Below are 25129 nucleotides of genomic sequence, written 5' to 3' on the forward strand. Positions count from 1 at the left end.
CTTACCCCCTACTAGGAATGAATGTTTTCATTATCCATTATATTTGAATCTTCTTCTAAACCAAATGCAACATTGGATTCAATCCATTTCCGTCTAGGCGCAACTTTATCACCCATCAAGGTTGTTACACGACGTTCTGCACGTGCTAAATCATCAATTGTTACACGAATTAGCGTTCTTGTTTCTGGGCGCATTGTCGTTTCCCATAGCTGATCTGCGTTCATTTCACCTAAACCTTTGTAACGTTGCAGTAAATAACCTGTTTTTAATTCTTTAGTTACTTTTTTCATTTCATCTTCATTCCAAGCATAATGAACGATTTCTTTCTTTCCCTTACCTTTAGAAACTTTATATAACGGTGGTAACGCAATAAATACTTTCCCTGATTCTATTAAAGGTCGCATATAGCGGTAAAAGAATGTCAGTAGTAAAACTTGAATGTGTGCACCATCTGTGTCTGCATCCGTCATGATAACAATTTTATTGTATTGTACATCATCCAAATTAAAATCGCCGCCGACACCAGCACCTATTGTATGAATGATGGTTGAAATCTCTTCATTTTTCATAACATCCGCAAGTTTTGCCTTTTCGGTATTAATTACTTTTCCCCGAAGTGGTAGGACAGCTTGGAATCTACGGTCTCTTCCTTGTTTAGCAGATCCACCAGCTGAGTCACCCTCGACAAGATATAATTCATTTCTTTCTGCATTTCTAGATTGTGCAGGTGTTAACTTACCGCTTAATAATAAGTCTCTTCGTTTCTTTTTCTTACCGCTACGGGCATCTTCCCTAGCTTTACGCGCTGCTTCACGAGCCTCTTTTGCTCTGACTGCTTTTTTAAGTAACATTAGCGCAATATCAGGATTTTCTTCCATGAAATAAGATATCTTCTCTGATACAACTGCATCTACTGCAGATCTTGCTTCTGATGTTCCCAGTTTTCCTTTTGTTTGTCCTTCAAATTGTAATTTTGCTTCTTGGATTCGAACCGATATGATTGCTGTAAATCCTTCTCTTATATCGTTCCCTTCCAAATTTTTATCTTTTTCTTTTAACAAGTTTGTCTTTCGTGCATATTCATTAAACACACGCGTAACACCTGATCTAGCACCCGATTCATGTGTTCCACCATCTTTTGTTCTTACATTATTAACAAAAGAAAGGATGCTTTCAGCGTAACCATCATTGAATTGAAAAGCGAAATCTACTTCCATGTCTTGGTTCTCGCCTTCAAATGAGACAACTGGGTGCAAAATATCCTTTTCTTCATTTAAATACTCGACAAACGATTTTAAGCCATCTGGATAACAGTAAGATTCAGTCTTTTCACTGCGTTCATCATGAAGAACAATTTCCAAACCTTTTAACAAAAAGGCGGATTCTCTTAATCGCTCTTCCAACATTTCTGCTTGATATGTTGTCGTTGAAAAAATTGATTTGTCAGGTTTAAAGTGAATTAATGTACCCATTTTCTTCGTTTTCCCTTGGTTTAACAATGGTTTTGTCGGGACACCACCATTATTAAATTCTTGTTTATATGTTTGTCCATCACGATAAATGGTGACCATTAAACGTTCTGATAAAGCATTAACTACAGATGCACCTACACCGTGTAGTCCTCCAGATGTCTTATAACCGCCCTGACCAAACTTACCACCTGCATGCAACACTGTTAATATAACTTCTGGTGTAGGTCTTCCGCTTCGATGTGTTCCAGTCGGCATTCCACGACCTTCATCCAATACGGAAACACTATTATCCTTATGTATTGTAACGACTATTTTGTTACCAAAACCAGCTAATGCCTCATCTACAGCATTATCAACTATTTCAAATACAAGGTGGTGTAAACCTCTTGCATCTGTACTTCCAATATACATCCCTGGGCGTTTTCGTACAGCTTCTAGTCCCTCTAGTACCTGAATTGAGTCATCTGAATAAGAGGTTGTTTGTTTACTCACTTTAATTAAGCCCCTTTCTCTTACAATTAAATCTAATATATTTATAACATATACACTAACATAAATGAATCATACATCTATTATCTTAGAACAGACGTTTGTTTATGTAAAGCTTATTTCTCCTAGTATAGCATTGATTATATAATGTAAATCTAGTTTTTTTGAAAATCATTTCATTTTTTTATCTAAAAGCAGAAAAAAATCTCTGTCGGAACAGAGATTTTTATAATACTATTTACCAATTGTAATGGCATGCGCGACTTTAATACACATATCCATAATAACTGAAAAACCTTTATTTGTTAGATCATCGTAGACATCTTTATCAAAGACACCTTGTTGTGCCCAGAAAACTTTTGCATCGGTTTTTAATGCTTGTTTCGCTATATCTTTTAAAAATATCGATCTTCTAAATACGTTAATAACATCAATTGATTCTGGTACATCTGCTAAAGATGGATAGGCTTTTTCCCCTAGTGAGGATTCAATAGACGGATTAACTGGTATTATACGATAGCCATTTGCTTGCATTGCTTTAGAGACTTGATAAGATGTTCTCTCTGGTTTATCTGATAGTCCTACTACTGCAATTGTTTTCGTGTCCTCTAAAATGTCTTTCATTGTTTCTTTGTCTGCTTGTTTGTAGTCCATTTTTTTCACTCTCTTTCTTCGTAGTCTTTTTTACTTTTCTAATAAGCCTGCTTCAACTAAAAACTCTCTAGCAACTGTAACCGGGGCTTTATCTTCAAAGTCGACTTGATAGTTCATTTCTCTCATTTCCTCATCTGTTATCTTACCCGCTAATTGATTCAATATTTCTTCTAGTTCAGGATACTGATCTAACGTCTCTTGACGCATTAAAGGTGCTCCTTGATACGGTGGGAATAAATTCTCCGTATCTTCTAGGGATCCGAGATTTAATTCTACCATATAGGAAGATGTGGAATAAGCGTCGATAATATCCACTTCATCATTTTCAATTGCTTCTTGTCTAACACCTGGTTCCATCGTTTTCACTTCGCCAAATTCGATATCATAGACATCTTGAATACCAACATAACCGTCTTCACGGTCATTGAATTCTAACGTAAAACCTGCAGTAATTTCATCATCCATTGTACGAAGATCAGCAATGGATGACAAGTTGTTTTCATCTAAGAAAGATTGCTTAGCCGACACTGTATATGTGTTATTGAATGCCATAGGTTCTAAATAAGCCATATTATATGTTGCAAACATACCTTCTTTAGCTTGTTGATATACTTCCTCGGCATCGTTACTTACTGCTTGTTCTTCTAAATGTGTTACGATCGACGTGCCTGTGAATTCAGGATAAATATCGATACTACCTTCTTGTAATGCACTAAAAACAAATGTCGTTTTGCCTAGTCCTGTTTCCAATTCAACATCTAAATCTGTTTGATCTTCAATTAGTAACTCGTACATATTGATTAGGATGGATGGTTCAGAACCTAACTTACCACCTAATACTAAATCAGGTTCTTGGTCTCGATTGATAATCCATGGTACAAAAACTAATGTCAATGCAAGGACCAACATTATGATGATGGATGTGAAAGCAGATTTTTTAGATATTTTTTCAAATAAACGTAATACTAAATCTAAAATAATCGCAAGTAATGCAGCTGGGATAGCACCTAATATAATTAGATTTATATCACCACCACGATCAATTCCAAGTAAAATTAGTTCACCTAAACCGCCCGCTCCAATTAAGGCCGCGATCGTCGTTGTCCCCACAATTAACACCATAGATGTGCGGATACCTGCCATAATAACTGGCATCGCAATTGGTAATTCGACTTTCATTAAACGTCGATACGAGCTCATCCCCATACCTGTAGCTGCTTCAATTAAAGCTGGATCCACTTCTTTTATTCCCGTATATGTGTTACGTAGAATTGGAAGTAATCCATAAACAATTAGCGCTACAATAGCTGGGGTTTGTCCAATTCCTAAGAAAGGAATTAAGAATGCCAGGATTGCTAAACTTGGAATTGTTTGCAAAACTGCTGTCACGCCTATAATTGGTTCAGCAATTTTTTGCTTTCGTGTTAATAATAATCCTAAGGGGACAGCAAGTAAAATTGCAATTAATAAAGATACAATCGATAGCTGTAAATGTTCTAGAACTAATTCGAGCACCATTCCCTGTCTGTCTTGTAATACGTCTATAAACTCAGACATTATTTAATCACCCCTTTTTCCATTTTTACTTGTTCACGTAAAAATCGAAAAATGTCTTGATAGGTTATTGTTCCGATAACTACATCTTCTTTTATAACTTGAATGGCTGTTTTTTCAGATTCCTCGAACAGTTTAACTGCATCTATCACTTGTTGGTCATACTTAATGGAAACGAGTCCCATTGTTTGTACACTAGGCTGATCAGATAACAATGCATTCGTTTGGATAACAGTATCGATCGTTTCTTGCCACGGGGAACGTTTATCCCCAATAAATTCTTTAGCAAAGTCATTCGCTGGATGTAAAATCAGCTGTTCCGGCGTACCAATCTGAATAATCTTACCGTCTTTCATTAAACAAATACGATCAGAAATTGTTAATGCTTCATCCATATCATGTGTTACAAATACAATTGTTTTTTTGATTTTTCTTTGTAAAGATTGAATATCTAATTGTAACTGTTCCCGGCTAATCGGGTCTAATGCGCTAAATGGTTCATCCATTAAAATAACATCGGGATCAGCTGCTAGTGCACGAACAACGCCTATTCGTTGTTGTTGTCCGCCTGATAGTTCATGAGGCATTCGGTTCATGAACTGATTCGGATCTAAACCAACCATGTTCAGAAGTTCTTCAGTACGTGATAGAATACTATCCTTTTTCCACTTTTTCATTTCTGGAACAATTGCAATATTTTCAGCTATTGTTAAGTGAGGAAATAAAGCAATCTGTTGTATTACATAACCAGTATTCCATCTTAACTGATGTAAATCATATGTAGAAATATCTTTACCCGCTATTTTTATCGTCCCTGCTGTTTCTTTTACTAAACGGTTAATCATCTTCAATGTAGTCGTTTTCCCACAACCACTTGGCCCGATTAAAGTTAATAACTCTCCCTCTTTAATAGTAAGTGAAAAGTCTTTGACAGCTTTAGTACCATCGGGAAATTCTTTTGTCACCTGATCAAATTCAATCATTCGTGCACCTCCATATTGTTATATAACTAATCCCCATTTTTTAGATAAAACAAACATTTTTTTAAAAATGACTTCAAAAAGCGGTTAAATAGTTGTACATGGTTATATGAATTCGTGTTAAAATAACGATACTGTATGCAGAATGAATGAAAAAGGAGTAACATTATGACTTATATATTAATTGTACTATTAGCTTATCTAATTGGTTCTGTTCCTTTTGGACTCTTAGTTGGAAAAATCGGTTACAAAACAGATATACGAGAACATGGTAGTGGAAACTTAGGTGGAACAAATACCTTTCGTGTATTAGGTAAAAAGGCTGGTATTATCGTAACGCTTGGAGATATTTTCAAGGGAACATTAGCTACTCTATTGCCGTTCATTTTTAGTTTAACAGAGATCAATCCGTTGATAATTGGTGTTTTCGCTGTTATTGGTCACATGTACCCTGTTTTTGCTAGGTTTAAAGGGGGAAAAGCAGTTGCAACTTCTGGTGGCATGTTGCTCGGACTTAGTCCAATATTATTTGGTATTATACTACTATCTTTTATAATTACACTTTACCTAAGTAAGTATGTATCTTTATCATCAATGATAACAGGCATAATTGCTATTATAGCCTCTGTTTTTATACAAGATTACGGGCTGGTAATCGTCACAGGTATATTAACACTATTTATATTTTATCGACATCGCTCCAATATTAAACGTATTCTTAATAAAACTGAACCTAAAATCAGTTGGATGTAAACAAAATGATCTGTATTTCGAGCGGAATATAGATCATTTTGTCAAATTATGCATGCTTAAGTCAAATAAATTGAAGTTTAATATGTTGTTCAGTATACTTTGAATTATCTATATGAAAGTTTGAAAGGGGGCATCATTATGGACGCACATACACACCATAAAAAAGTTTTACCAAATAAGTCAGAAAGACATACTTTATTTGGATCTGTTAATCCTGGACCAAAAACGAAACCAATTGAAAAAGATCAAATGCCTGATCTTCAAAATACGCAAAATGATTTTTTGTTTGATTTAGATGCTGTTGGGATCGCTAACGTAAAACATCCTATCCAAATCACGAGTAAAATGGAACCCGCTTTACAAACAACAATTGGTACATTCACTTTTACTTCTAGCATTACAAAAGACAGTAAAGGGACTAACATGAGTCGTTTCACACAACAATTACAAGAATACCATGCAGATGGTTCATTTACCTTAACGCTTACTAATTTGAAAAAGTTTGCTGAAGAATTAGCAACTCGTTTAAAACAAAGGGATGCATTTGTAGAAGTAACTTTCCCTTGGTTTTTTGAAAGGAAAGGTCCCTCTGCTAATTTTTCCGGACTAAATCATGCTGATGCTACGATCCGTCTACAGTATGACACTGAATTAGGCTATGAAATAACTGTTGGATTGACTGGTACAGTTACAACTTTATGCCCTTGTTCAAAAGAAATCAGTGAATACAGTGCACACAATCAACGTGGTAAAATCACAATTGAAATTGAATTGACTGAAGATTTTGATGAAGACCAAATAGATTGGAAATATGCTTTATTGGAAGCTGCTGAAAGTAATGCAAGTGCACGCATTCATCCTGTTTTAAAACGGCCTGATGAAAAGATGGTGACCGAACAAGCTTATGAAAATCCACGCTTTGTAGAGGATATGGTTCGTTTAGTTGCTGCTGATTTGTATGAATATTCATTTGTTCAAGCATTTTATGTTGGTTGTCGCAATGAAGAATCGATTCATTTACACGATGCAATTGCTTCCGTAACTTATGATAAACATGCCGAACAGTAAAGAAGGGCTACGATGAAATATCTTTTTCTTGGAATCATTCGAGTTTATCAAAAAATTATAAGCCCAATTAAACCACCAAGTTGTCGTTTCTACCCCACTTGTTCGCAATACGGTATGGAAGCAATTGGACGATTTGGTGCAATCAAAGGTGGCTATCTAACGATAAAGCGGATCATTAAATGTCAGCCATTTCATTCAGGTGGTTTTGATCCTGTACCAGAAAAACACAAAAAACGCGAATCTAGATGAGATTCGCGTTTTTTGTTTAGGTTTTTACTGAAATATCATAAGAAATCTGTATCATATCTATCCAATTTAAATTTTTAATACTGTTTCAAATAAGAGCTATAAGTTAAAATGTTCTATTTGTTTCCATTGTTGTTCTTTTATTAGTATTTCCTTTTGTTTTGCACCAAATAAATCGAAATGTGGGTGTATGGGATCATTATGAATCCAACTTGCTTCTAGTCCGTACTTATTCCCCCACTCAATTAATTTTTCTATATTATTACATCCTACTTTTGTTACGGTATTACAACCATGAAATCTATCATCCAACCAATAGTGCGTCAAAAACGCAATATTACCCTGTTCTACATTGCTCTTCCAATCCACTAATTCTTTTCGTTTAAGTCCAAAAGCCATCTTTATTTATCACCCATCGCTTTTTGATAAGCAAGATGCCATTCTGGAAATGTTTTTCGTAAAGAAACAGGACGGAAATTATCTTTTTTGACAATAACGTGCTTTGTCGAACCGGTTACGGCAATGTTGCCTTCTTCATCTACAACGTTATAACCATATGTTGTCCGTAGACCATCATATGCTTCTAACCATGTCTCTACATTTGCAGGTTGACCATAGCGAATTGGTTGTTTGAAATACATATGCGCATCAACAACTGGTGAAACAATTCCTTTCTCTTCCATATCAAAATAACGAAAACCTAATTCTTCTATAAATGCTGTTCGACCTATTTCAAACCAAACAAGGTAATTCGCATGATAAACGACCCCCATTTGATCTGTTTCCTGATAGCGTACTTGGATTGGTGTTCTAACCTTCATATACAATTATTCCCCCTTGACCGTTTGCCATGCTTTTTCAAAATCTTCTTTTTTTAGTAGTAACAGTGTATCCGTTGCGTACTGATCCTCTGATATGCGTAATGATTGAAATTGAATTGCTTCATCAACCAAATTAACGACAAAGCGTGCATTCCCTTTGATCATATGCGCTTGATATTGCTTCTGGAGAAACATTTTTGCTTCTGTATCAAGTTGATATTGATAGCGGGCAACATGGTAGTTTGTAATTTCAACCAATTCTTCTCCATTGTAATCAAGAAACCTAAAGTATTTCTTAAATCGCGATGACAAACCGGGATTACTATTTATAAAACGTTCCATTTCATTCTGGTACCCAGCTAAAATAACAACCAAATTTTCATTATGTTTGGTCATTTCATCTACTAATGTATCGATTGCTTCTTTACCAAAATCATTTTCTCCACGAAATAATGCATAAGCTTCATCAATAAACAATACACCACCCAGCGCTTCTCTGATCTTTTGTTTTGTCTTGATTGCAGTTTGTCCAACATATCCAGCTACAAGATCACTTCGAGAAGCTACTATAAAATGTCCCCTCTTTAGTAATCCACAATCTTTCAGTAATTGCGAATAAATATTTGCAACGGTTGTCTTCCCTGTACCTGGATTACCAGAAAAGACTGCATGCAATTGAATTGGCACAGCTGGATATCCCAGTTTCTTTCGCTTTTGTTGTGCTGTAACGAATGAAGATAGTTTTTTCACTTCTTCTTTAATATTTGTTAATCCAATTAAACTATTTAATTGTTTCATTGGGTTAACATCTTGATTTTCATTATCATCCATAATTTCTAAATCACTTACATCAATACGCATGTGGTCTAACCAATTATCAGTGGAACGTATTATTTTGGTAGAACCCTTTTTAAATATTGCTTTCAAAACAAGATCCCTTACTGTTCGTGCATTACCAAAAGTATCATCTACTTTAGCTTGTTCAATTACATTCTCAAAACGATTTAATGCCTCTTCTGTAAAATAATAATCATTGCTTAAAGCAGTGTTTTGAGCAATTTGCACTAATTCATCCATTTTAAAATCAGGGAGTGAAATAACATTTTGATCTGGAAAACGACTACGCAATCCAGTATTTGACCATAAAAACTGACGCATTTCTTCTGGATAGCCAGCCAAAATAACAGCAAACTTATTCGCATATTCTTTATCAGTCATAGCTGAAACAAGTGTATCAATTACTGCTTGGCCATAATCACTACCACTTTGTTCTGGACGTTTTAAACTATAAGCTTCATCAATAAAAAGAATCCCATCCTGTGACTGTTTAATGTATGCCATGGTATTCTCTTCGGTCTGTCCGACATAAGAGCCAACTAAATGTGAACGATTCACTTCCGTTACTTCCTTTGTATCTAATAAGCCTAACTCATAATAGATCTCCGCTAAGAGACGAGCAATTGTCGTTTTGCCTGTCCCTGGATTACCTGACATAACCATATGTAAACCAGGTTCATCAATCATATGAAAGCCCATTAGTTTTCGTTCCTTTTGATATTTAAGGTAATGATAATATTGTGATATGTATTTTTTTACTTCATGTAAACCAACCATTTCATCTAATTTATCTAAAGGATTTTTTTCATTAGCTCCACGCAGCACATCAGGAAATGCCTGATAAAATTCCTTTTTCAAACTAGCTAATTCTCTGATATAATCATTTAATTGCTGCACGTAGATACCAGATCGCTTATTCTCTAATAAAGCGATGTTATCTTCTACCATTTCTATAAAGTCTTTTAGTGTCTTCTCTATACTTTTATAAATCGTAACAATTTTAGGTTGTGTTTTATTCGATTCTTTTTTTATGATCGCTCTTTTTTGCAATGTTTGTAATTGCTTTAGCCATTCATTTAGTTTTTTGAATTTAACTGGATCGAAATCTGTTTCTCGAATCGACCAAGAATCAACTTCAAGGTTTTCTAATTCGTTATAGAAACGTAAATAAGTTTTTATGTCACGTAATGATTGATATACAGGTACTGTATCATCAAATGATGCTGCCTTATCTAATAATAAATCAATTAAATAGTCCGAATTTTCAAGACGTTTCAATCGATGAAAAGTCAACATACTATATAGAACAGCAATTGCCTGTTCTGAATAATTCATTTCATTTGATTCTACACAATCTAATATACGTAAAGTGGCAACTTCAGTAAGTGGAACTTCTGTTTCTAACGTATCCCATTTCATAATTTCTTCTTCAGTAATTATGTTTCTCAAAAAATAATCGCTCCCTTCACTTACACCTACATTTTATCATATCTGTCTATATATGTTGACTTGAAAGATTCAAAAGAGATATGAAGGATTAGTTTTCCATTGATTGGATAATTAAATGCTTCTATCTTGAACTTTGTTTTTACGTATGTAATTAAAACCTGTATTTAACAGAGTTTTCTGGATTTTTATGATAAAATAAGAGTACGTATATTTTGATTATGTACAAATCAATGTAGGAGTTGTTTCTTTGAATAATATGTATGTTTTTAAAGATACCCTCAAGACAGCTGAAGACCTTCGCACGCTTATTGGTCGTCCTAGCGAATTAGTCGAAAATAAAGTAATCAATTATTTAGATCAAAATTGTATAGATTTTATTTTGAAATCCACATTTTTAACACTCGCTACTTCCACTAAATCTGGTTATTGTGATGTATCCCCCAGAGGTGATCACAGTGGTTTAGTAAAAGTATTAAATGAAAAACAATTAATCATACCCGAAAGATCAGGAAATAAGCGTAGTGATTCTTTACGCAATATCTTGTCCAATCCTAGAGTCGGTATTCTATTCTTTATACCTGGTCTTGAAGAAACGTTAAGAATAAACGGAAAAGCTTGCTTAATTAAAGATGATCAATTACTCGATGAAATGATAATCCAAGAAAAAAAACCCCTTTTAGGAATTGGTGTAGAGGTGGAAGAATGTTTCATTCACTGTGCGAAGGCTTTTAAACGGTCTGGTATATGGGAACCAGACTCTTGGACCAATAAAGATCTCTTACCTAACGCAGCAAAAATTGTATCTGAACACGTTAAACTATCTAATCTCAAAACATGAAATATTTTAAATGAATCGTTACTCAAAATTCTTGATGAAAATTTCGTAATTGATCGATGAGAAGTAAGTAAACCAATGGAGAACAACTTCTAAAATATAGGATTATCTATGAGGTGAGAATAATGGAACTAACGATTGTTAAACCAGATGAAAATCACGCAAGTGCGGTTGCTACTATTTGTGCAAACGGCTGGAGACAAACGGTGGAAGGTAAATTTAGTGAAGCATATCAAATTAAGACTGTTGACTTTTGGTATCAATATGAGCGAGTAAGTAAGGATATAAGTAAAGGAATTTATACATATGTAGCTATAATAAATGATGAAGTTGTAGGAGTAATTGGTGGAGGACAAACAAAGGCAAACTCTGGAGAAGTTTTTGTCCTTTATGTGGATGAAGAAAATTTACACAACACCAACTTAAAACAAATGTAAACGAACAATGGGTATCTGTACAAGATGGGAATCAAAGAGGTATTCCCTTTTATAAAGCGCGTGGATTTGATTTTCAGAAAAAAAGAATAGAACAAACGGAAACTGGAGAAAAACAGGTTTCGCTTCGTTATAAAAGATATATATCTAACTGAACACTTATCCTAATAGTTTAGAAAAAGAAGCCAATAATATCCTGCACCCCAAAAGTTAGAGTTGAAAAACTAAATTTTGGGGTGTTTATTTATGGCTAAATATAGTGAGAAGTTTAAGATGAAGGTAGTTAGTGAACTTGAATTGAACAGTAAAAGTTTCCTTATTTTTTTGTCATTAATCCTTCTATCCCAAACTTCTCATATAACTTTACCCATCGTACAATTTGTCCGTCTGACCCTATATTATATTTTTGAGCTAAAGATCTATAGCTCAACTTCCCATGTTGATACTCTAGATGTATTAAGCTTTATGAAAAAGACAGGTTCTTCAGAAATTGAAACTGCCCTTCACTTTGGGCTAAAAAACCCTCCTCTAATAGCTGCGTGGAAAAAGGTTTTTGCGGAAGGTGGTATTGAAGCCCTGAATAGACTGAAAGGAAGGCCACCTATGTCTGATAAAGCTAAGAACAGTAAAAATAAACCCATAGATGAAAAAGAATTAACCTATGAACAACAATTACAAAAAGAAAATGAGCTTCTTCGTTTAGAGGTAGAATATCTAAAAAAGCTGCGAGCTTTTCAGATGGATCCGGAAAACTATCTAGAAAAGCACAAGCAGCGTTATCATACGAACTCAAGGAAACGTTCCGATTTAAAGATGTTTTACAAGTCGTCGGTATTCCTGAGTCTTCTTATCATTATCATATTAAAATGATAAAAAAAGAGAATCCAGATCAGGAACTAGAAGCGCGTATTCTATCTATATTTGAGGAGAACAATGGGAACTATGGATATCGCCGTGTCTACTTAGAATTGAAAAACCGAGGAATTAAAGTGAATCATAAGAAAGTTTTGCGTATCATGAAAAAGCTCGGAATCAAAGGTGATAAATTCATACGAAAATCACGCAAGTATAGTTCTTACAAAGGAAAAGTGGGTAAAGTGGCGAAGAACCGTATTAACCGTCGCTTTCAAACTTCCGTATATTATCAAAAGTTAACAACAGATATTACAGAATTTAAGTGTCTAAACGGTGTGAAGTTATATATGAATCCAGTCATGGATATGTTTAACGGTGAAATTCTATCAAATGGGATTAGTATGCGCCCAACACTTGAACTAGCGCTTAAACCACTCGAGGAAGCCCTCGACATCGTAAAAAATTCTAAGTACAGAACAACTGTTCATTCAGATCAAGGCTGGCATTATCAACATAATAAAGGGGTGAAAACACTTAAGGACAATAATGTATTTCAGAGCATGTCGAGAAAAGGAAATTGTATTGATAACTCACCAATGGAGAACTTTTTTGGGTTATTAAAACAAGAAATGTATTACGGTGAAGAACTATGCTCATTTGAAGAATTAAAAAAGAAAATTGAAGAATATATCGATTATTATAATAACAAGCGCATAAAGCAAAAATTAGCGGGCATGAGTCCAGTTCAATACAGGATTCATACCAGCCAATTAGCTGCTTAATTTAAAACTCTAACTTTTTGGGGTCGCAACATAACTGCGCTTCTTTTTCTTTATAGCATGAAATTTATTTTTGTTGATTTTTATACTCGTCTTTGATCTCTACGCGTATTGCTTCTAAGGACTCTTCTCTTCTTGCATTCTTAGCTTCAATATTTTCTTTCTCTTGATCCGTTGCATATTGCATTGCGTCATGTGATTGCTCAATATTTTCAATCGTATTATGAACCATCTCTTGTAATTTTTCTACGTTATCTGCACGATTATCAGGATTTGGTTTATTATCGTTTCTACTCATTGTTCATACCTCCTATTGGCCTTTTCCTTTTTGTATGAGGTCGGGTTGTTTGTTACTTTTCATACCCATTTGTTTGCCTTTGTTAGCTTCTGCTTTTCTCGGCTGTGTGCCGTAGTGATCTGGCTGAAACTGTTCACTATCTCGTTTAGGATTACTCATCAAAAAGCCCCTTTCTTTGTTCACGATTAGTTTGGCTTACGTTATTTAATTTATACGAGTCATTCTTCAGGAATATATGTTTCCTTTTACCGTTGCATGAATCTTATCCTCTATGCGATCTATAATATTATCCATCAATTTTTCATCTTGCAACATTTCTTTTTTATTTTCTTCAATTAGTGTTTGAAAGGATAACTTTTTAGCTCGAGCCATTTCTACCACTCCTTTTCAACTGACTTAATATAATGTTTTCCATTATTCTGATAATTTATACACCCTGAATAATCAGATAATAATCATTTGAATAAAAAAAGGTTCCGCATATGCGGAACCTTTTTTACCTGTGCTATTATTCTTTCAGTTTATTACGTAATACCATTTGCAGAATACCACCGTGACGGTAGTAATCAATTTCAACTTCACTATCAAAGCGAGCTAAAACTTGGAAATTCACTTCACTTCCATCTTCTCGTGTTGCTTTTGCATCTACAAGTTGATTTGGTTGAACTGTTTCATCAATATTTACTTCAAATGTTTCTGTTCCAGTTAAGCCAAGCGAGTCAGCAGATTCTCCTTCGTTAAATTGCAATGGTAAGACGCCCATCATCACTAAATTACTACGATGAATTCGCTCATAGCTTTCTGCAATGACTGTTTTAATACCTAGAAGCTTGGTACCTTTTGCTGCCCAGTCACGCGAACTTCCCATGCCATAATCTTTTCCTGCAATAATTAGTAAACCTGTTTTGTCTTCTTGGTATTTCATTGCTGCATCATAAATTGGCATCACTTCATCTGTTGGCCAATATGTCGTATATCCGCCCTCTGTGCCAGGTGCAAGTTTGTTTTTTATACGAATGTTAGCAAATGTTCCGCGCATCATCACCTGATGATTTCCACGTCGTGAACCATACGAGTTAAAGTTTCTTGGTGTTACGCCATTTTCTTGCAAGTATTTACCTGCTGGCATGTCTTTTGCAATTGCACCTGCTGGTGAAATATGGTCAGTTGTAACAGAATCAGCAAATTTACCAATTACACGTAAACCAGATAATACTTTCACTTGACCGGCTTCTTTAGCTAAACCTTCAAAAAATGGTGGATTTTGAATATAAGTAGAATCATCATCCCACTCAAATATAGGCTCATCAGTTGTTTCAATTGCATTCCATTGTTCATTTGAATCGAAGACATTCTCATATTCTTTCTTGAAAATTTCTGGTGTAACAACTTTAGCAACTTCTGAACGAATTTCTTCCATAGTTGGCCATAAGTCAACAAAGTAAACAGGTTCGCCGTCTTTATCCATACCAAGTGGTTCATCTTTGATATCTATATCAACCGTTCCAGCTAAAGCATAGGCTACAACAAGTGGTGGTGAAGCTAGATAATTTGCTTTCACAAGTGGATGAATACGTCCCTCAAAGTTCCTGTTCCCAGACAGAACAGAAGATACGGTCAAGTCTGTATTTGCAATAGCTTGTTCAATTTCTGGCAATAAAGGACCAGAATTACCAATACAAGTCGTACAACCATAGCCAACCAAGTTAAAACCTAGTTTATTTAAATACGTCATTAGACCTGCATCTTCAAGATATCTTGTCACGACTTTTGAACCAGGTGCCAAAGATGTTTTCACATAACTTGGTACGCCTAATCCCTTTTCAACTGCTTTCTTTGCAAGTAAACCAGCCCCCAACATTACGTAAGGATTTGATGTATTGGTACACGATGTAATCGCGGCAATTGCTAATGAACCAGTCTTCATCTTAGAAGTAGAACCATCCGGATGTTCTATCAATGCTTCTTTATCAAATTCTGATTTGTCTAAACCAAAACCTTGATTTCCGGCAGGATTAGAAATAGTTTCATGAAAAAGCTTTTTCATATCGGATAGAGCAATTAAGTCTTGTGGACGCTTCGGACCAGATAAATTTGGTTCTAAATCAGATAAGTTAATTTCAACCAAATCTGTAAATTCTGGATCTGCTTGATCTGGAGAATACCAAAGACTATTTTCTTTGCAATATTTCTCGACTAACGCAATATGATCCTCGTTACGACCAGTTAAACGCAAATAATTCAACGATTCTTTATCAACTGGGAAGAATCCACAAGTTGCACCATATTCAGGTGCCATATTTGAAATTGTCGCTCGATCAGCTAATGGCATATCTTGTAAGCCAGGTCCGAAAAATTCTACAAATTTGCCTACCACTTTTTTCTCGCGTAATACTTGTGTTACTTTTAACGCTAAGTCTGTTGCTGTTGTTCCATCTGGATAACTTCCAGTAAATTTCACACCAATTACTTCTGGTGCTGGTAAATAAGATGGTTGACCTAACATACCTGCTTCAGCTTCAATACCGCCAACACCCCAACCTAATACGCCTAAACCATTAATCATTGTTGTATGTGAATCAGTTCCGACTAATGTATCAGGGTAAGCATCAAATTCACCATCTTTATTTTCGATTGCATGTACAACATTTGCAATATACTCTAAGTTAACTTGGTGAACAATACCAGTTGCTGGTGGTACCACACGATAATTTTTGAATGCCTTTTGAGCCCAATTTAAAAATTCATAACGCTCTGCATTACGCTCAAATTCAAAGCTCATATTTGCTAACAGAGCTTTATTTGTACCGTATTCATCAACCTGAACCGAGTGATCGATAACCAAATCTACCGGTACTTCAGGATTAATTTTATCAGGTGAACCACCAAGATCAACCATCGCCTTTCGAAGGGATGCAAGATCAACTACAGCAGGAACACCAGTGAAGTCTTGTAGGATAACACGTGACGGTTTAAAAGGTACGTCTGTTTTAGCTACCTTACCCCATTTTGCTAAACCTACAATGTGTTCATCTTTAATAACTCTTCCATCATATTGTCTAAGTAATGATTCCAATAGTACTCGAATTGAAAAAGGCAACCTAGATATATCACCTATTCCTGCGTTTTCTAGCGATTTTAGTTGATAATAATTATACGTTTTCCCATTCAAATCGAACTTTTTTTGCGCGTCAATAGTATGATTTTTTTCTGTCATACATAATACCCCCCAAATTAAATAAAACTCATTTTAGTCACCGTATCCTATCCAAAATAGGATTCCAACACATACGTATCTTTCATTTTAATTGAAATAGGCAGATAAGTAAAATAATTCGTCTACATTTGTCAGTTATATTGTTAATCAAATTGTTTTAATTAAGAATAAAAACCAAGCAGCAACGCACATTACATAGTAAGGTGGTGATAACAAGTGGCAGACAAAAAGCAAACGGAAAAGCCGAATAAACCTTTAAGTGGATCAAAAAAAGTTAAAAATAGAAATCATAGCAAGCAAAAGAAAAATGCAAGTCATGATTTATAATATGCATACACATGAAAACAGCCAAGAATAACATGGCTGTTTTCATGTGTATCATATTTTCTTGTTAATACGTGGTAAAAGCACACTAAAAGTACTACCCTTATTTTGATTCTGTGAAATATTTAATTTGCCGTTATGATTTTCTACTATTTTATTTGAGATCATTAGACCTAATCCAGTACCTTCTTTTTTTGTTGTAAAGAAAGGTTCTTTTAATTTATGTAGTAAACTCTCTGGTATACCTGGACCTTCGTCAATAACAGAAATAATACAATAGGTGTGATCATCTGTGACTTGAATTTTTATTGCACCACCATCAGGCATTTCTTCAATTGCATTTTTAATTAAATTTATAAGGACTTGTTTTATTTGTGTACGGTCACAATAAACAGTATGGTCTATTTCTATTTGTGAATCAAGATTAATATTATAAACTTTGGCTTGTGTATTCAATAATGTCATAACGTCTTGTATCATATCAGATACATTTTCATTTTTACGTTCATCTGTCATAGGTTTAGCTATAAATAAAAGTTCTGATGATATAGCATCTATTTTTTCGATTTCATCAATCATAATCTTATAATATTCGTCTTTACGATCTATACCAGCCTGTAGTAGTTGAACAAACCCTTTCAATGATGTAAGTGGGTTTCTAATTTCATGTGCAACACCGGCTGCTAACTGACCTGCTATGGACATCTTTTCAGATCGGATTAACATTTGTTCTGCTTCTTTTTTGTCTGTGATGTCTTTGGATAAAGAAATATATAATTTTTCATGAGTGTCTCTTGAAATTAAGGACGCAATTACTGAATCAATCGCCTTGTATCTCCCTAATGCATCGCGAATGCTAGCAGTAAATTTTTGAACTTCTATTGTGTTTTTTATGAATTTTTCCGAAATCCTTACTTGATCACTAGGTGAAAAATAGCTAATAGCATTGCTTTCAATTAAATCGTCTCTATCAAAGCCTAAAACCTTTTCAATAGAATAAGATATGTAAATGACAGCGCCTATATCATTACATATTGTAATAAAATCAAACCCTTGTTTTTCAATCCAATTTAACACTTCTTTCGGTAAACTGGCTAGGCTAAATTGTGCAGGTTTATTTGCAATTGAGAATGTTGCTAGAACAGCATTGTCTGTATTTTCATCAATTTCATACCCTGACATATTATACCCCCTTTCAAGCAACCAAACCAATCCAAATATTACGTAATAATGATACCACAGTTATTTCATATATATTAGCAATTTATAGTAAATATTAGCGAAAATAGTGATGAAATCATCTTTTTTATAAACATTATTAGATCTAATGTACATAATAACACAATGAGACTTATGACCTATTATTTTATTGGAAATTCTCTTTTTTTAATTTCAAATACTTAATAAACATTACCATTCTCCATGTCGCAATCATTCCAAAAGCTAATAAGAAAAACATACCACTCGTCTCACCTACGGATATAGTAGAACTTAAAGCTAACTTCATTATAATTCGAATAATTAATAGTCCTATCAAAATAACAACAAAATATTTTGAAGGCTTTAAATAAATATTTCCTTTTTCATAGGTAAAAGAAGTTGATTTAATAAGAAAAACCGAAAAAATCATTCCCACAATTAACGCTTCGGTAACTTGTGATAGTGAGACACGAAATAAAGGCACAACAAACATAAAAGCACCTGTACTCATAAAAAGTGGTGGGAGTAAAATTCTCACAGCATTTGTCGGTCTTTTAGATGCACGTGCACGAACAATAATCATCATTGACGCCATCATTAACCCTACAACTGTACTAGCAATAGCCCAAAACATCATTTATACTTCCTTTACATTTTATTTCAACTAATAATTAGCATTAAAACTTATAAATCCCTTGCACCAATTGGTGGCAAGGGATTTATAAGTTGCAATGCCTATACGTATAGAATCATTGAATCATTGAATATATTATTTCGTTTGATTTTGATTATTCATTGCACGCATCATTTGATTAATCTTTTTCTGTGATGGTTTTTGCCCCATCTGCATCATTAGTGTACGTAACATTTGTTCATTAATTGGTGGGTTCTTTTTCAAATAATTCATCATATATCTTCTAGCGATGAAAAACCCAAGCGCAACACCAGCAATTAAAGCTACTATAGCAATAACTACAATCCAAATCGTGCCCATGTCTAGCCTTCCTCCTTCAAATTCTCTCTTATACAGTATAGTAGACAATAACAAAGATTACAATAGTTGAACTAGGAAAGCAAGACTTGTTTTTTAATAGGAGAGAGCCAGCCGTAATTAAACCCACTTGCCTCCATAATAAAACAACAGTGATCATACTTTTCCAGACATTCAAATAACATGGTATTGGCTACCTCTAGTGATTCACAATCTACTTCAAGCCATCTATCATAAACAGTAAACGTATTCGTAGCATTCTGATTAAAATAGTACACAATACGTTCATTTTGAACATAACGATTCTTTTTAGCGTTCTCACTTACATAATGCAGTAATTGATCAGCGGATATCACTCTGGTTATGTAATGGAATTGCGCTGCTAAATCCATTCTATTTTGCTGATTAAAAAAAGATTGGAAAAAACGGTTAAGTAACTCTGGTTTATAGAAATAAGAATAACAAACTTCACTATTTAGAAAAAACACATAATATTTTTGCATCAGCTTGTCCCCCTCTTTTGACAAACAGTATACAAAAGAAATGATGCGTAACGTGTCATAATGAGGAGAAAAAATAATAAGCTTTTGTCAAATACAAAAAATTCCTCACCTTATTATGAAATAAAGTGAGGAATTAGTTAAATTACGCTTTAATCATCGCTTCAAATCTCTTAACTACATTGTCAACAGTGAAACCATACTCTTTCATGATCTTGTCACCATTAGCAGATGCACCAAATGTATCAATTGCTAATATGTCACCTTCATCACCTGTATAACGATCCCAGCCGAATGGTGAAGCCATTTCAATTGCTAGACGCTTCTTAACAGTAGATGGTAAGACTTGTTCTTTATATGCTTTATCTTGTTTATTAAAACGATCCCAAGATGGCATACTTACAACACTTACATCATAACCTTTTTCTTTTAATTCAGCTTGTGCTTTCACTGCTAATTGAACTTCAGAACCAGTAGCAAGCAATAGTGCGTCAGGTGTTGCTTTCGTTGCAGCACTTACTACATAAGCACCTTTTTTCACACCTTCATACGCATTATCTTTTGTATCTGGTAATGTTGGAAGGTTCTGTCTTGTTAGAACAAGCATTGTTGGCACCTTTTTAGACTCTAAAGCTAGACGCCACGCTGCTTGTACTTCGTTAGCATCACCAGGACGAATAACAGAAAGGTTTGGCATTGCTCTAAATGCAGCAAGTTGTTCAACAGGTTCGTGTGTTGGACCATCTTCCCCAACTGCAATTGAATCGTGTGTTAATACATATGTGACAGGTAATTCTTGAATAGCAGATAAACGTACAGCAGGACGTAAATAGTCACTGAATACAAAGAATGTGCCACCAAATACTTTTAACCCACCATGTAATGCCATACCATTTAAAGCTGCAGCCATCGCAAATTCACGTACACCAAACCAAATGTTACGACCTGAATAATTATTTTTCGAGAAATCTTCTTCACCATTAATTTTTGTTTTATTTGAACCTGCTAAGTCAGCACTTCCACCGAAGAAATATGGTACTGCTTCCGCTACTGCATTTAAAACTTCACCTGATGAAGCTCTAGTTGCAAGTGTATGTTCGCCTGCTTCATATACTGGAAGATCTTTTGCCCAATCAGATGGTAGGTCACCTTTGATTGCTTCTTCAAGTTCCTTAGCAACCTCTGGATATGCTTTTTTATAATCTGAAAATACCTTGTTCCACTCTGATTCTGTCTTTTTACCACGTGTAACAATTTTCTCTTCGAAATCTTGATATACTTCTTCAGGTACGAAGAAATCTTCATGACTCCAGTCATAAAATTCTTTTGTTAATTTAATTTCATCAGCACCTAATGGGGCACCGTGTGAGGCAGAAGATGCGGATTTATTTGGCGAACCATATCCAATAACAGTCTTCACTTCAATTAAAGTAGGTTGATCTAGATTAGTTTTCGCCTTTTTGATCGCTTCCCGAATAGAGGCAACATCATTACCATCTTCTACGCGAATTACTTCCCAACCATATGCTTTAAAGCGGTCTTCTACATTTTCTGAAAATGCTTGGTCTAACTCACCGTCTAATGAAATGTCATTGGAATCATATAGCGCAATAAGTTTACCTAAACCTAAGTGGCCGGCTAATGATGCTGTCTCATGTGAAACACCTTCCATTAGGTCGCCATCACTTACAAGTGCATAAGTAAAGTGATCAACTACTTTAAAATTATCTCTATTGTATTTAGCAGCTAGGTGCTCTTCAGCCATTGCCATACCAACTGACATAGCAACACCTTGCCCTAATGGTCCAGTGGTTGCTTCAATTCCGTCTGTATGTGTTACTTCAGGATGACCTGGTGTAATTGAACCCCACTGACGAAATCCTTTTAGATCTTCAATTGACACTTTGTAACCTGATAAATGTAATAACGAGTACAAGAGCATAGAACCGTGTCCAGCTGATAGTACAAATCTATCTCGGTTAAACCAACTTGAATTTTTCGGATTATGGTCCATAAAGTCAGTCCATAGTGTATATGCCATTGGCGCTGCCCCCATTGGTAATCCTGGGTGCCCAGAGTTAGCATTTTCAATTGCATCGATCGATAATGTGCGAATCGTATTAATAGAACGTTGTTCCGTTTGATTTGACATACTTTGTATCCCCTTTCGAAAATTATGAAAATATGTACGTACAATTAATATCCTATAATGAAAACGGATAATAAACAAGTACTATCTTCAAGAATATTCAATTATTTTAGTTTTCTTTTCTTAGATTTTTCACTTTTTCTGGTGTAACATCATCCCCATTAGGGTCAATGATCTTCATGCCTTTGAATTCATTTTTAAAAGATTGTCGTACATTTTTTAAATACTCTTGTCTCAATTTCTGCTGTTCTTCTTTTTCTTTGGTTGTTAAACCATCTTGTTTAGCTTTTTTAGCCAGCAAGTTAATACGATCTAATTTATCTTTTGCTAACATCCTTCTTCTCCTTTACCTATAGAGTTTTCTGAAAAACAGAAAAGACAAGTATCCTCTAAAAAGGATTCCTTGTCTTTTCATTCTATATGAAAGGGATGCTCGGATTCAAGCGATACATATTCTTGATAACGACGATGTACTGTAGCTTTGGATACCGGAAACCCTAATCCTCGAAGTGTTGTGGCTATTTCAGCAAAAGTTAATTGATTATCTCGTAAACGCTTTACCTCTTCAATTGGGAATTCAATTCGAGTTCGGCCAGTCGCATGATCACGGTTACTAAGGTTTTTAGAGGGATCATAACCATTTTCAATTGCCTTTTTCATCCCTCGTTTTATTTTAATGTTATGAATTTTCCGTTGGTACTCTTCGACAACTCCTACAATCTGCAAGACCATTGAATCCGATTCAGATAATTCTAATTCTCCTTGATTGGATAACGCATAAATTTTCACATCTAACTTGGAAAATTGATGAAATAAGGCAATTTTAGTATTACCTCTTCCTAGTCTTGTCTCATCTTGAATTAATAGACAATCTACTTTTTCAGTTGTACATTTTTCTAATATAGTTAATATCCCGTCCCGTTCAATCTCATATCCACTTTGCTTTTCTTCTATAACACTAATAACTTCCATTTTTTCTTTTTCTGCCAACTCTATTAATTCTTGTTTTTGTCTATGTAAAGATGAAGATTGTTCTTCTTTTTCCGTACTTACCCGACAGTATATAATTGCTCGCATAATAACTACCCTTCTTTTTAAATTGATGGATTTAACTAGAGACTAAACCCATATACATAAATCCTAACGTAAGAATAAACGAAACGAAATAGAATAAATCCACCATTGTGATATTAGTAATTTTATTAAACATTTTGTTTCCCCCTTTGTGATTAAGAACGATTGTTCGTACCTATATTTTTATTATAACCGAACAATTGTTCTTGTCAAGTCTTTTTCAGAACTTATGTTTGTCTTTTTGAGATAAACATGCTATACTTTCACTATTAAAATATGTACGGAGGTGCATCATTATGACGAAAATATCTAAACGTCAACAAGCAATCTTAGATTATATTAAAGATGAAGTAGCAGCAAAAGGATATCCACCTTCAGTAAGAGAAATTGGCGGAGCTGTTGGTCTAGCATCAAGTTCCACCGTACATGGGCATCTTGCTCGACTAGAGAAAAAAGGATACATACGTCGAGATCCAACGAAACCTAGAGCAATAGAAGTTCTTCATGCCGCTGATGACTCTAGTATTCCTAAAGGAGAAGTTACGTTTGCACCTGTTATAGGTAAAGTTACGGCTGGTATCCCTATTACAGCTGTTGAGAACATTGAAGAATATATTCCATTACCTTTAACTCTTACGCATGGAGATGCAACTGACCAGTCCATATTTGTACTTGTAATTGAAGGCGAAAGCATGATAGAAGCAGGTATATTAGACGGTGACATGGTCATAGTAAAACAACAACAAACAGCTCAGAACGGAGAAATTGTTGTTGCGATGACCGATGAAAATGAAGCTACAGTTAAACGCTTTTTTAAAGAAAAGGATCATATTCGTCTGCAACCTGAAAATGCAACAATGGAACCACTTATTTATGATAATGTATCCATTTTAGGTAGAGTAATAGGCTTATATAGAAATATCCAATAACAATAAAAGAAATCTCCACTAATATATAGTGGAGATTTCTTTTATCCGTTGAACGTGCTAATAAAGGAATTGAAACCTAATTTATTTAATTCATTTACACGTTCTTCTGCATTCGCTCTGTTTTGAAATGACCCTACAATTACGCGGTAATATGTTTCCCCTTGGTCTTTAAATACAGCTATAAAACTACTGTAACCATGCCTGTTTAAAACATACCTACGTTGCTTTGCGTTTTTCTCCGATTGAAAAGAACCTGCAACAACACGATAAAACGACGATGTATCAGGTTCTGCTGCACTTGAATCTTCTTTTAATTTAAAAGCCTTTGCAATACCAGATGCATGTCCTCGTGCTACTTCTTCAATCCATTGTGGTGTTTTCATTTCCTCAGCATCTGTATCATTATCAATAAAGCCATTTTCCGTCAACATTGCTGGCATCGCTGTTTCTCTTAGAACATGAAAATTCGCTTCTTTCTTACCTCGATCACGCCAGCCAACCGTTTCAACAATTTCATTGTGAATAGCAGACCGTAATCGCTCTGTTTCAGATCTTGAGGCAAACTTGCCATTCCATATATAGCTTTCAAAGCCTACACCACCACCGGCATTAATATGAATGGAAAGATAGTAATCTGCATCCCAATTATTCGCATTATTTGTTCGATTCGTTAAGGAAACTGTTTGATCTGTTGTTCTAGAAAGACGTGTAGTAACATCTTGATAAGAATTTTTCAATATCTGTTCTAGTTTTAAAGCAATATTTAATGTTACATCCTTTTCTACTAACCCGTTACTACTTGCACCTGGATCATTTCCACCATGTCCAGGATCAATAAAAATTTTCGGCATTTGTCAAACCTCCTTCACTACCTTTATATGACGTACAAAGGTTTTACGTGTGGACTGGTTTTCCAGCAAGAGTATTAAATTTATTCACGCTTGTCTCTTGCTACGTAATTGGATGTAATATGATAGAATATTAGAAAAGGTGAGGGTGGTATATAATGGATAGAGTGAAAATCCATCCATTGATATTATTAAGTCTTTTTATCAATGTAATTGCAATCGGAATGTTTGCTTATGAAAATTATAACGAAAATAATTTAGGTTATACTGGAACATTTATTGTTCTTACAATTTACGGACTAGTAAGAAACAGCAAAATATACCGTATCAGGAAATAAATGAAATTTATGCTTCTTTTATTCGCTGAACAGCA

28 protein-coding genes and 1 pseudogene are annotated in these 25129 nt (G+C 34.7%); 10 read left to right on the forward strand and 19 right to left on the reverse strand.

Annotated features, from left to right (window positions below):
* Window positions 1-11 precede the first annotated feature (11 nt).
* The 4 genes from parE to D2K60_RS08380 all read right to left on the reverse strand — a co-directional run bounded on the left by parE (window position 12) and on the right by D2K60_RS08380 (window position 5152).
* Window positions 12-1964, reverse strand: coding sequence for a DNA topoisomerase IV subunit B (parE, locus tag D2K60_RS08365; protein ID WP_117169553.1), 1953 nt, complete (start codon window positions 1962-1964; stop codon window positions 12-14).
* Window positions 1965-2195: 231 nt separating this feature from the next.
* Window positions 2196-2615: a CoA-binding protein gene (locus D2K60_RS08370; RefSeq protein WP_117169554.1), complete on the reverse strand. Its 420-nt coding sequence runs from the start codon at window positions 2613-2615 to the stop codon at window positions 2196-2198.
* Window positions 2616-2645: 30 nt separating this feature from the next.
* Complete coding sequence (locus tag D2K60_RS08375; RefSeq protein WP_117169555.1) at window positions 2646-4172, reverse strand: ABC transporter permease/substrate-binding protein; 1527 nt, start codon at window positions 4170-4172, stop codon at window positions 2646-2648.
* Window positions 4172-5152: an ABC transporter ATP-binding protein gene (locus D2K60_RS08380; protein WP_117169556.1), complete on the reverse strand. Its 981-nt coding sequence runs from the start codon at window positions 5150-5152 to the stop codon at window positions 4172-4174. Before D2K60_RS08380 ends, D2K60_RS08375 begins: the two co-directional genes overlap by 1 nt.
* A gap of 165 nt (window positions 5153-5317) precedes the next feature.
* Between D2K60_RS08380 and plsY the strand changes: the two genes are divergently transcribed.
* The 3 genes from plsY to yidD all read left to right on the forward strand — a co-directional run bounded on the left by plsY (window position 5318) and on the right by yidD (window position 7219).
* Entirely contained in the window at window positions 5318-5902 is a 585-nt protein-coding gene (plsY, locus tag D2K60_RS08385; protein WP_117169557.1) for a glycerol-3-phosphate 1-O-acyltransferase PlsY, read from the forward strand.
* A gap of 138 nt (window positions 5903-6040) precedes the next feature.
* The gene (folE2, locus tag D2K60_RS08390) at window positions 6041-6970 is read left to right on the forward strand and encodes a GTP cyclohydrolase FolE2 (protein WP_117169558.1); all 930 of its coding nucleotides are present in this window, start codon (window positions 6041-6043) and stop codon (window positions 6968-6970) included.
* A 12-nt stretch (window positions 6971-6982) separates the two neighbouring features.
* Entirely contained in the window at window positions 6983-7219 is a 237-nt protein-coding gene (gene yidD / locus D2K60_RS08395) for a membrane protein insertion efficiency factor YidD (protein ID WP_117169559.1), read from the forward strand.
* Between the two features lie 96 nt (window positions 7220-7315).
* On the opposite strand, the gene D2K60_RS08400 is transcribed toward yidD, so the two are convergent.
* From D2K60_RS08400 to D2K60_RS08410, 3 genes are read right to left on the reverse strand one after another with little or no spacing between them, the layout of a single operon-like run.
* The gene (locus D2K60_RS08400; protein ID WP_117169560.1) at window positions 7316-7615 is read right to left on the reverse strand and encodes a hypothetical protein; all 300 of its coding nucleotides are present in this window, start codon (window positions 7613-7615) and stop codon (window positions 7316-7318) included.
* 2 nt (window positions 7616-7617) lie between these two features.
* A complete protein-coding gene (locus D2K60_RS08405) occupies window positions 7618-8037 on the reverse strand; it encodes an acyl-CoA thioesterase (protein ID WP_117169561.1) in 420 nt (139 codons plus the stop codon).
* Between the two features lie 6 nt (window positions 8038-8043).
* Entirely contained in the window at window positions 8044-10323 is a 2280-nt protein-coding gene (locus D2K60_RS08410; RefSeq protein WP_338048361.1) for an AAA family ATPase, read from the reverse strand.
* A gap of 256 nt (window positions 10324-10579) precedes the next feature.
* On the opposite strand from D2K60_RS08410, the gene D2K60_RS08415 reads away from it, so the two are divergent.
* The 4 genes and pseudogenes from D2K60_RS08415 to D2K60_RS08430 form a co-directional block, all read left to right on the forward strand.
* On the forward strand, window positions 10580-11161 hold the full coding sequence (locus D2K60_RS08415) for an MSMEG_1061 family FMN-dependent PPOX-type flavoprotein (RefSeq protein ID WP_205418612.1): 582 nt from the start codon (window positions 10580-10582) through the stop codon (window positions 11159-11161).
* 122 nt (window positions 11162-11283) lie between these two features.
* Window positions 11284-11595 carry a hypothetical protein gene (locus D2K60_RS08420; RefSeq protein ID WP_240335281.1) on the forward strand — a complete coding sequence of 104 codons (312 nt, stop codon included), beginning with the start codon at window positions 11284-11286 and terminating at the stop codon, window positions 11593-11595.
* A gap of 243 nt (window positions 11596-11838) precedes the next feature.
* The gene (locus D2K60_RS21385) at window positions 11839-12462 is read left to right on the forward strand and encodes a helix-turn-helix domain-containing protein (protein WP_240335282.1); all 624 of its coding nucleotides are present in this window, start codon (window positions 11839-11841) and stop codon (window positions 12460-12462) included.
* Window positions 12363-13229 (forward strand): annotated as a pseudogene (locus D2K60_RS08430) (IS3 family transposase); the annotation flags it as partial. The gene D2K60_RS21385 and the pseudogene D2K60_RS08430, both read left to right, overlap by 100 nt.
* A 64-nt stretch (window positions 13230-13293) precedes the next feature.
* Here the strand turns inward: D2K60_RS08430 and tlp are convergent.
* The 4 genes from tlp to acnA all read right to left on the reverse strand — a co-directional run bounded on the left by tlp (window position 13294) and on the right by acnA (window position 16741).
* Window positions 13294-13524, reverse strand: coding sequence for a small acid-soluble spore protein Tlp (tlp, locus tag D2K60_RS08435; RefSeq protein WP_117169565.1), 231 nt, complete (start codon window positions 13522-13524; stop codon window positions 13294-13296).
* A 12-nt stretch (window positions 13525-13536) separates the two neighbouring features.
* Window positions 13537-13683 (reverse strand): acid-soluble spore protein N, encoded by a 147-nt coding sequence (locus D2K60_RS08440; RefSeq protein WP_117169566.1) that lies wholly within the window; start codon window positions 13681-13683, stop codon window positions 13537-13539.
* Window positions 13684-13749: 66 nt separating this feature from the next.
* Window positions 13750-13896 (reverse strand): FbpB family small basic protein, encoded by a 147-nt coding sequence (locus tag D2K60_RS08445; RefSeq protein WP_117169567.1) that lies wholly within the window; start codon window positions 13894-13896, stop codon window positions 13750-13752.
* Window positions 13897-14032: 136 nt separating this feature from the next.
* Entirely contained in the window at window positions 14033-16741 is a 2709-nt protein-coding gene (acnA, locus tag D2K60_RS08450) for an aconitate hydratase AcnA (protein ID WP_117169568.1), read from the reverse strand.
* Window positions 16742-16957: 216 nt separating this feature from the next.
* Here acnA and D2K60_RS08455 point away from each other — a divergent pair, with 216 nt between their 5' ends.
* Window positions 16958-17068, forward strand: coding sequence for a small acid-soluble spore protein P (locus D2K60_RS08455; RefSeq protein ID WP_117169569.1), 111 nt, complete (start codon window positions 16958-16960; stop codon window positions 17066-17068).
* Window positions 17069-17119: 51 nt separating this feature from the next.
* Here D2K60_RS08455 and D2K60_RS08460 read toward each other — a convergent pair whose 3' ends face one another.
* From D2K60_RS08460 to D2K60_RS08490, 7 genes are all read right to left on the reverse strand, one after another.
* On the reverse strand, window positions 17120-18247 hold the full coding sequence (locus D2K60_RS08460) for an ATP-binding protein (protein WP_117169570.1): 1128 nt from the start codon (window positions 18245-18247) through the stop codon (window positions 17120-17122).
* A gap of 184 nt (window positions 18248-18431) precedes the next feature.
* On the reverse strand, window positions 18432-18899 hold the full coding sequence (locus D2K60_RS08465; RefSeq protein WP_117169571.1) for a CcdC family protein: 468 nt from the start codon (window positions 18897-18899) through the stop codon (window positions 18432-18434).
* A 135-nt stretch (window positions 18900-19034) separates the two neighbouring features.
* Window positions 19035-19259, reverse strand: a complete 225-nt coding sequence (locus D2K60_RS08470; RefSeq protein WP_112180983.1) for a YneF family protein — start codon at window positions 19257-19259, stop codon at window positions 19035-19037.
* 71 nt (window positions 19260-19330) lie between these two features.
* A complete protein-coding gene (sirA, locus tag D2K60_RS08475; RefSeq protein ID WP_117169572.1) occupies window positions 19331-19759 on the reverse strand; it encodes a sporulation inhibitor of replication protein SirA in 429 nt (142 codons plus the stop codon).
* A gap of 142 nt (window positions 19760-19901) precedes the next feature.
* The gene (gene tkt, locus D2K60_RS08480) at window positions 19902-21908 is read right to left on the reverse strand and encodes a transketolase (protein ID WP_117169573.1); all 2007 of its coding nucleotides are present in this window, start codon (window positions 21906-21908) and stop codon (window positions 19902-19904) included.
* A gap of 106 nt (window positions 21909-22014) precedes the next feature.
* Complete coding sequence (locus D2K60_RS08485) at window positions 22015-22239, reverse strand: DUF896 domain-containing protein (RefSeq protein WP_117169574.1); 225 nt, start codon at window positions 22237-22239, stop codon at window positions 22015-22017.
* A 77-nt stretch (window positions 22240-22316) separates the two neighbouring features.
* The gene (locus tag D2K60_RS08490; RefSeq protein WP_117169575.1) at window positions 22317-22982 is read right to left on the reverse strand and encodes a YneB family resolvase-like protein; all 666 of its coding nucleotides are present in this window, start codon (window positions 22980-22982) and stop codon (window positions 22317-22319) included.
* Window positions 22983-23275: 293 nt separating this feature from the next.
* On the opposite strand from D2K60_RS08490, the gene lexA reads away from it, so the two are divergent.
* Window positions 23276-23908, forward strand: coding sequence for a transcriptional repressor LexA (lexA, locus tag D2K60_RS08495; RefSeq protein WP_117169576.1), 633 nt, complete (start codon window positions 23276-23278; stop codon window positions 23906-23908).
* Between the two features lie 41 nt (window positions 23909-23949).
* Here the strand turns inward: lexA and D2K60_RS08500 are convergent, their stop codons facing one another.
* Window positions 23950-24759 (reverse strand): N-acetylmuramoyl-L-alanine amidase, encoded by an 810-nt coding sequence (locus D2K60_RS08500; protein ID WP_117169577.1) that lies wholly within the window; start codon window positions 24757-24759, stop codon window positions 23950-23952.
* Between the two features lie 155 nt (window positions 24760-24914).
* Here D2K60_RS08500 and D2K60_RS08505 point away from each other — a divergent pair, with 155 nt between their 5' ends.
* Window positions 24915-25094 (forward strand): hypothetical protein, encoded by a 180-nt coding sequence (locus D2K60_RS08505; RefSeq protein ID WP_117169578.1) that lies wholly within the window; start codon window positions 24915-24917, stop codon window positions 25092-25094.
* The last annotated feature ends 35 nt before the right edge of the window (window positions 25095-25129 follow it).

The organism is Paraliobacillus sediminis, assembly GCF_003426055.1.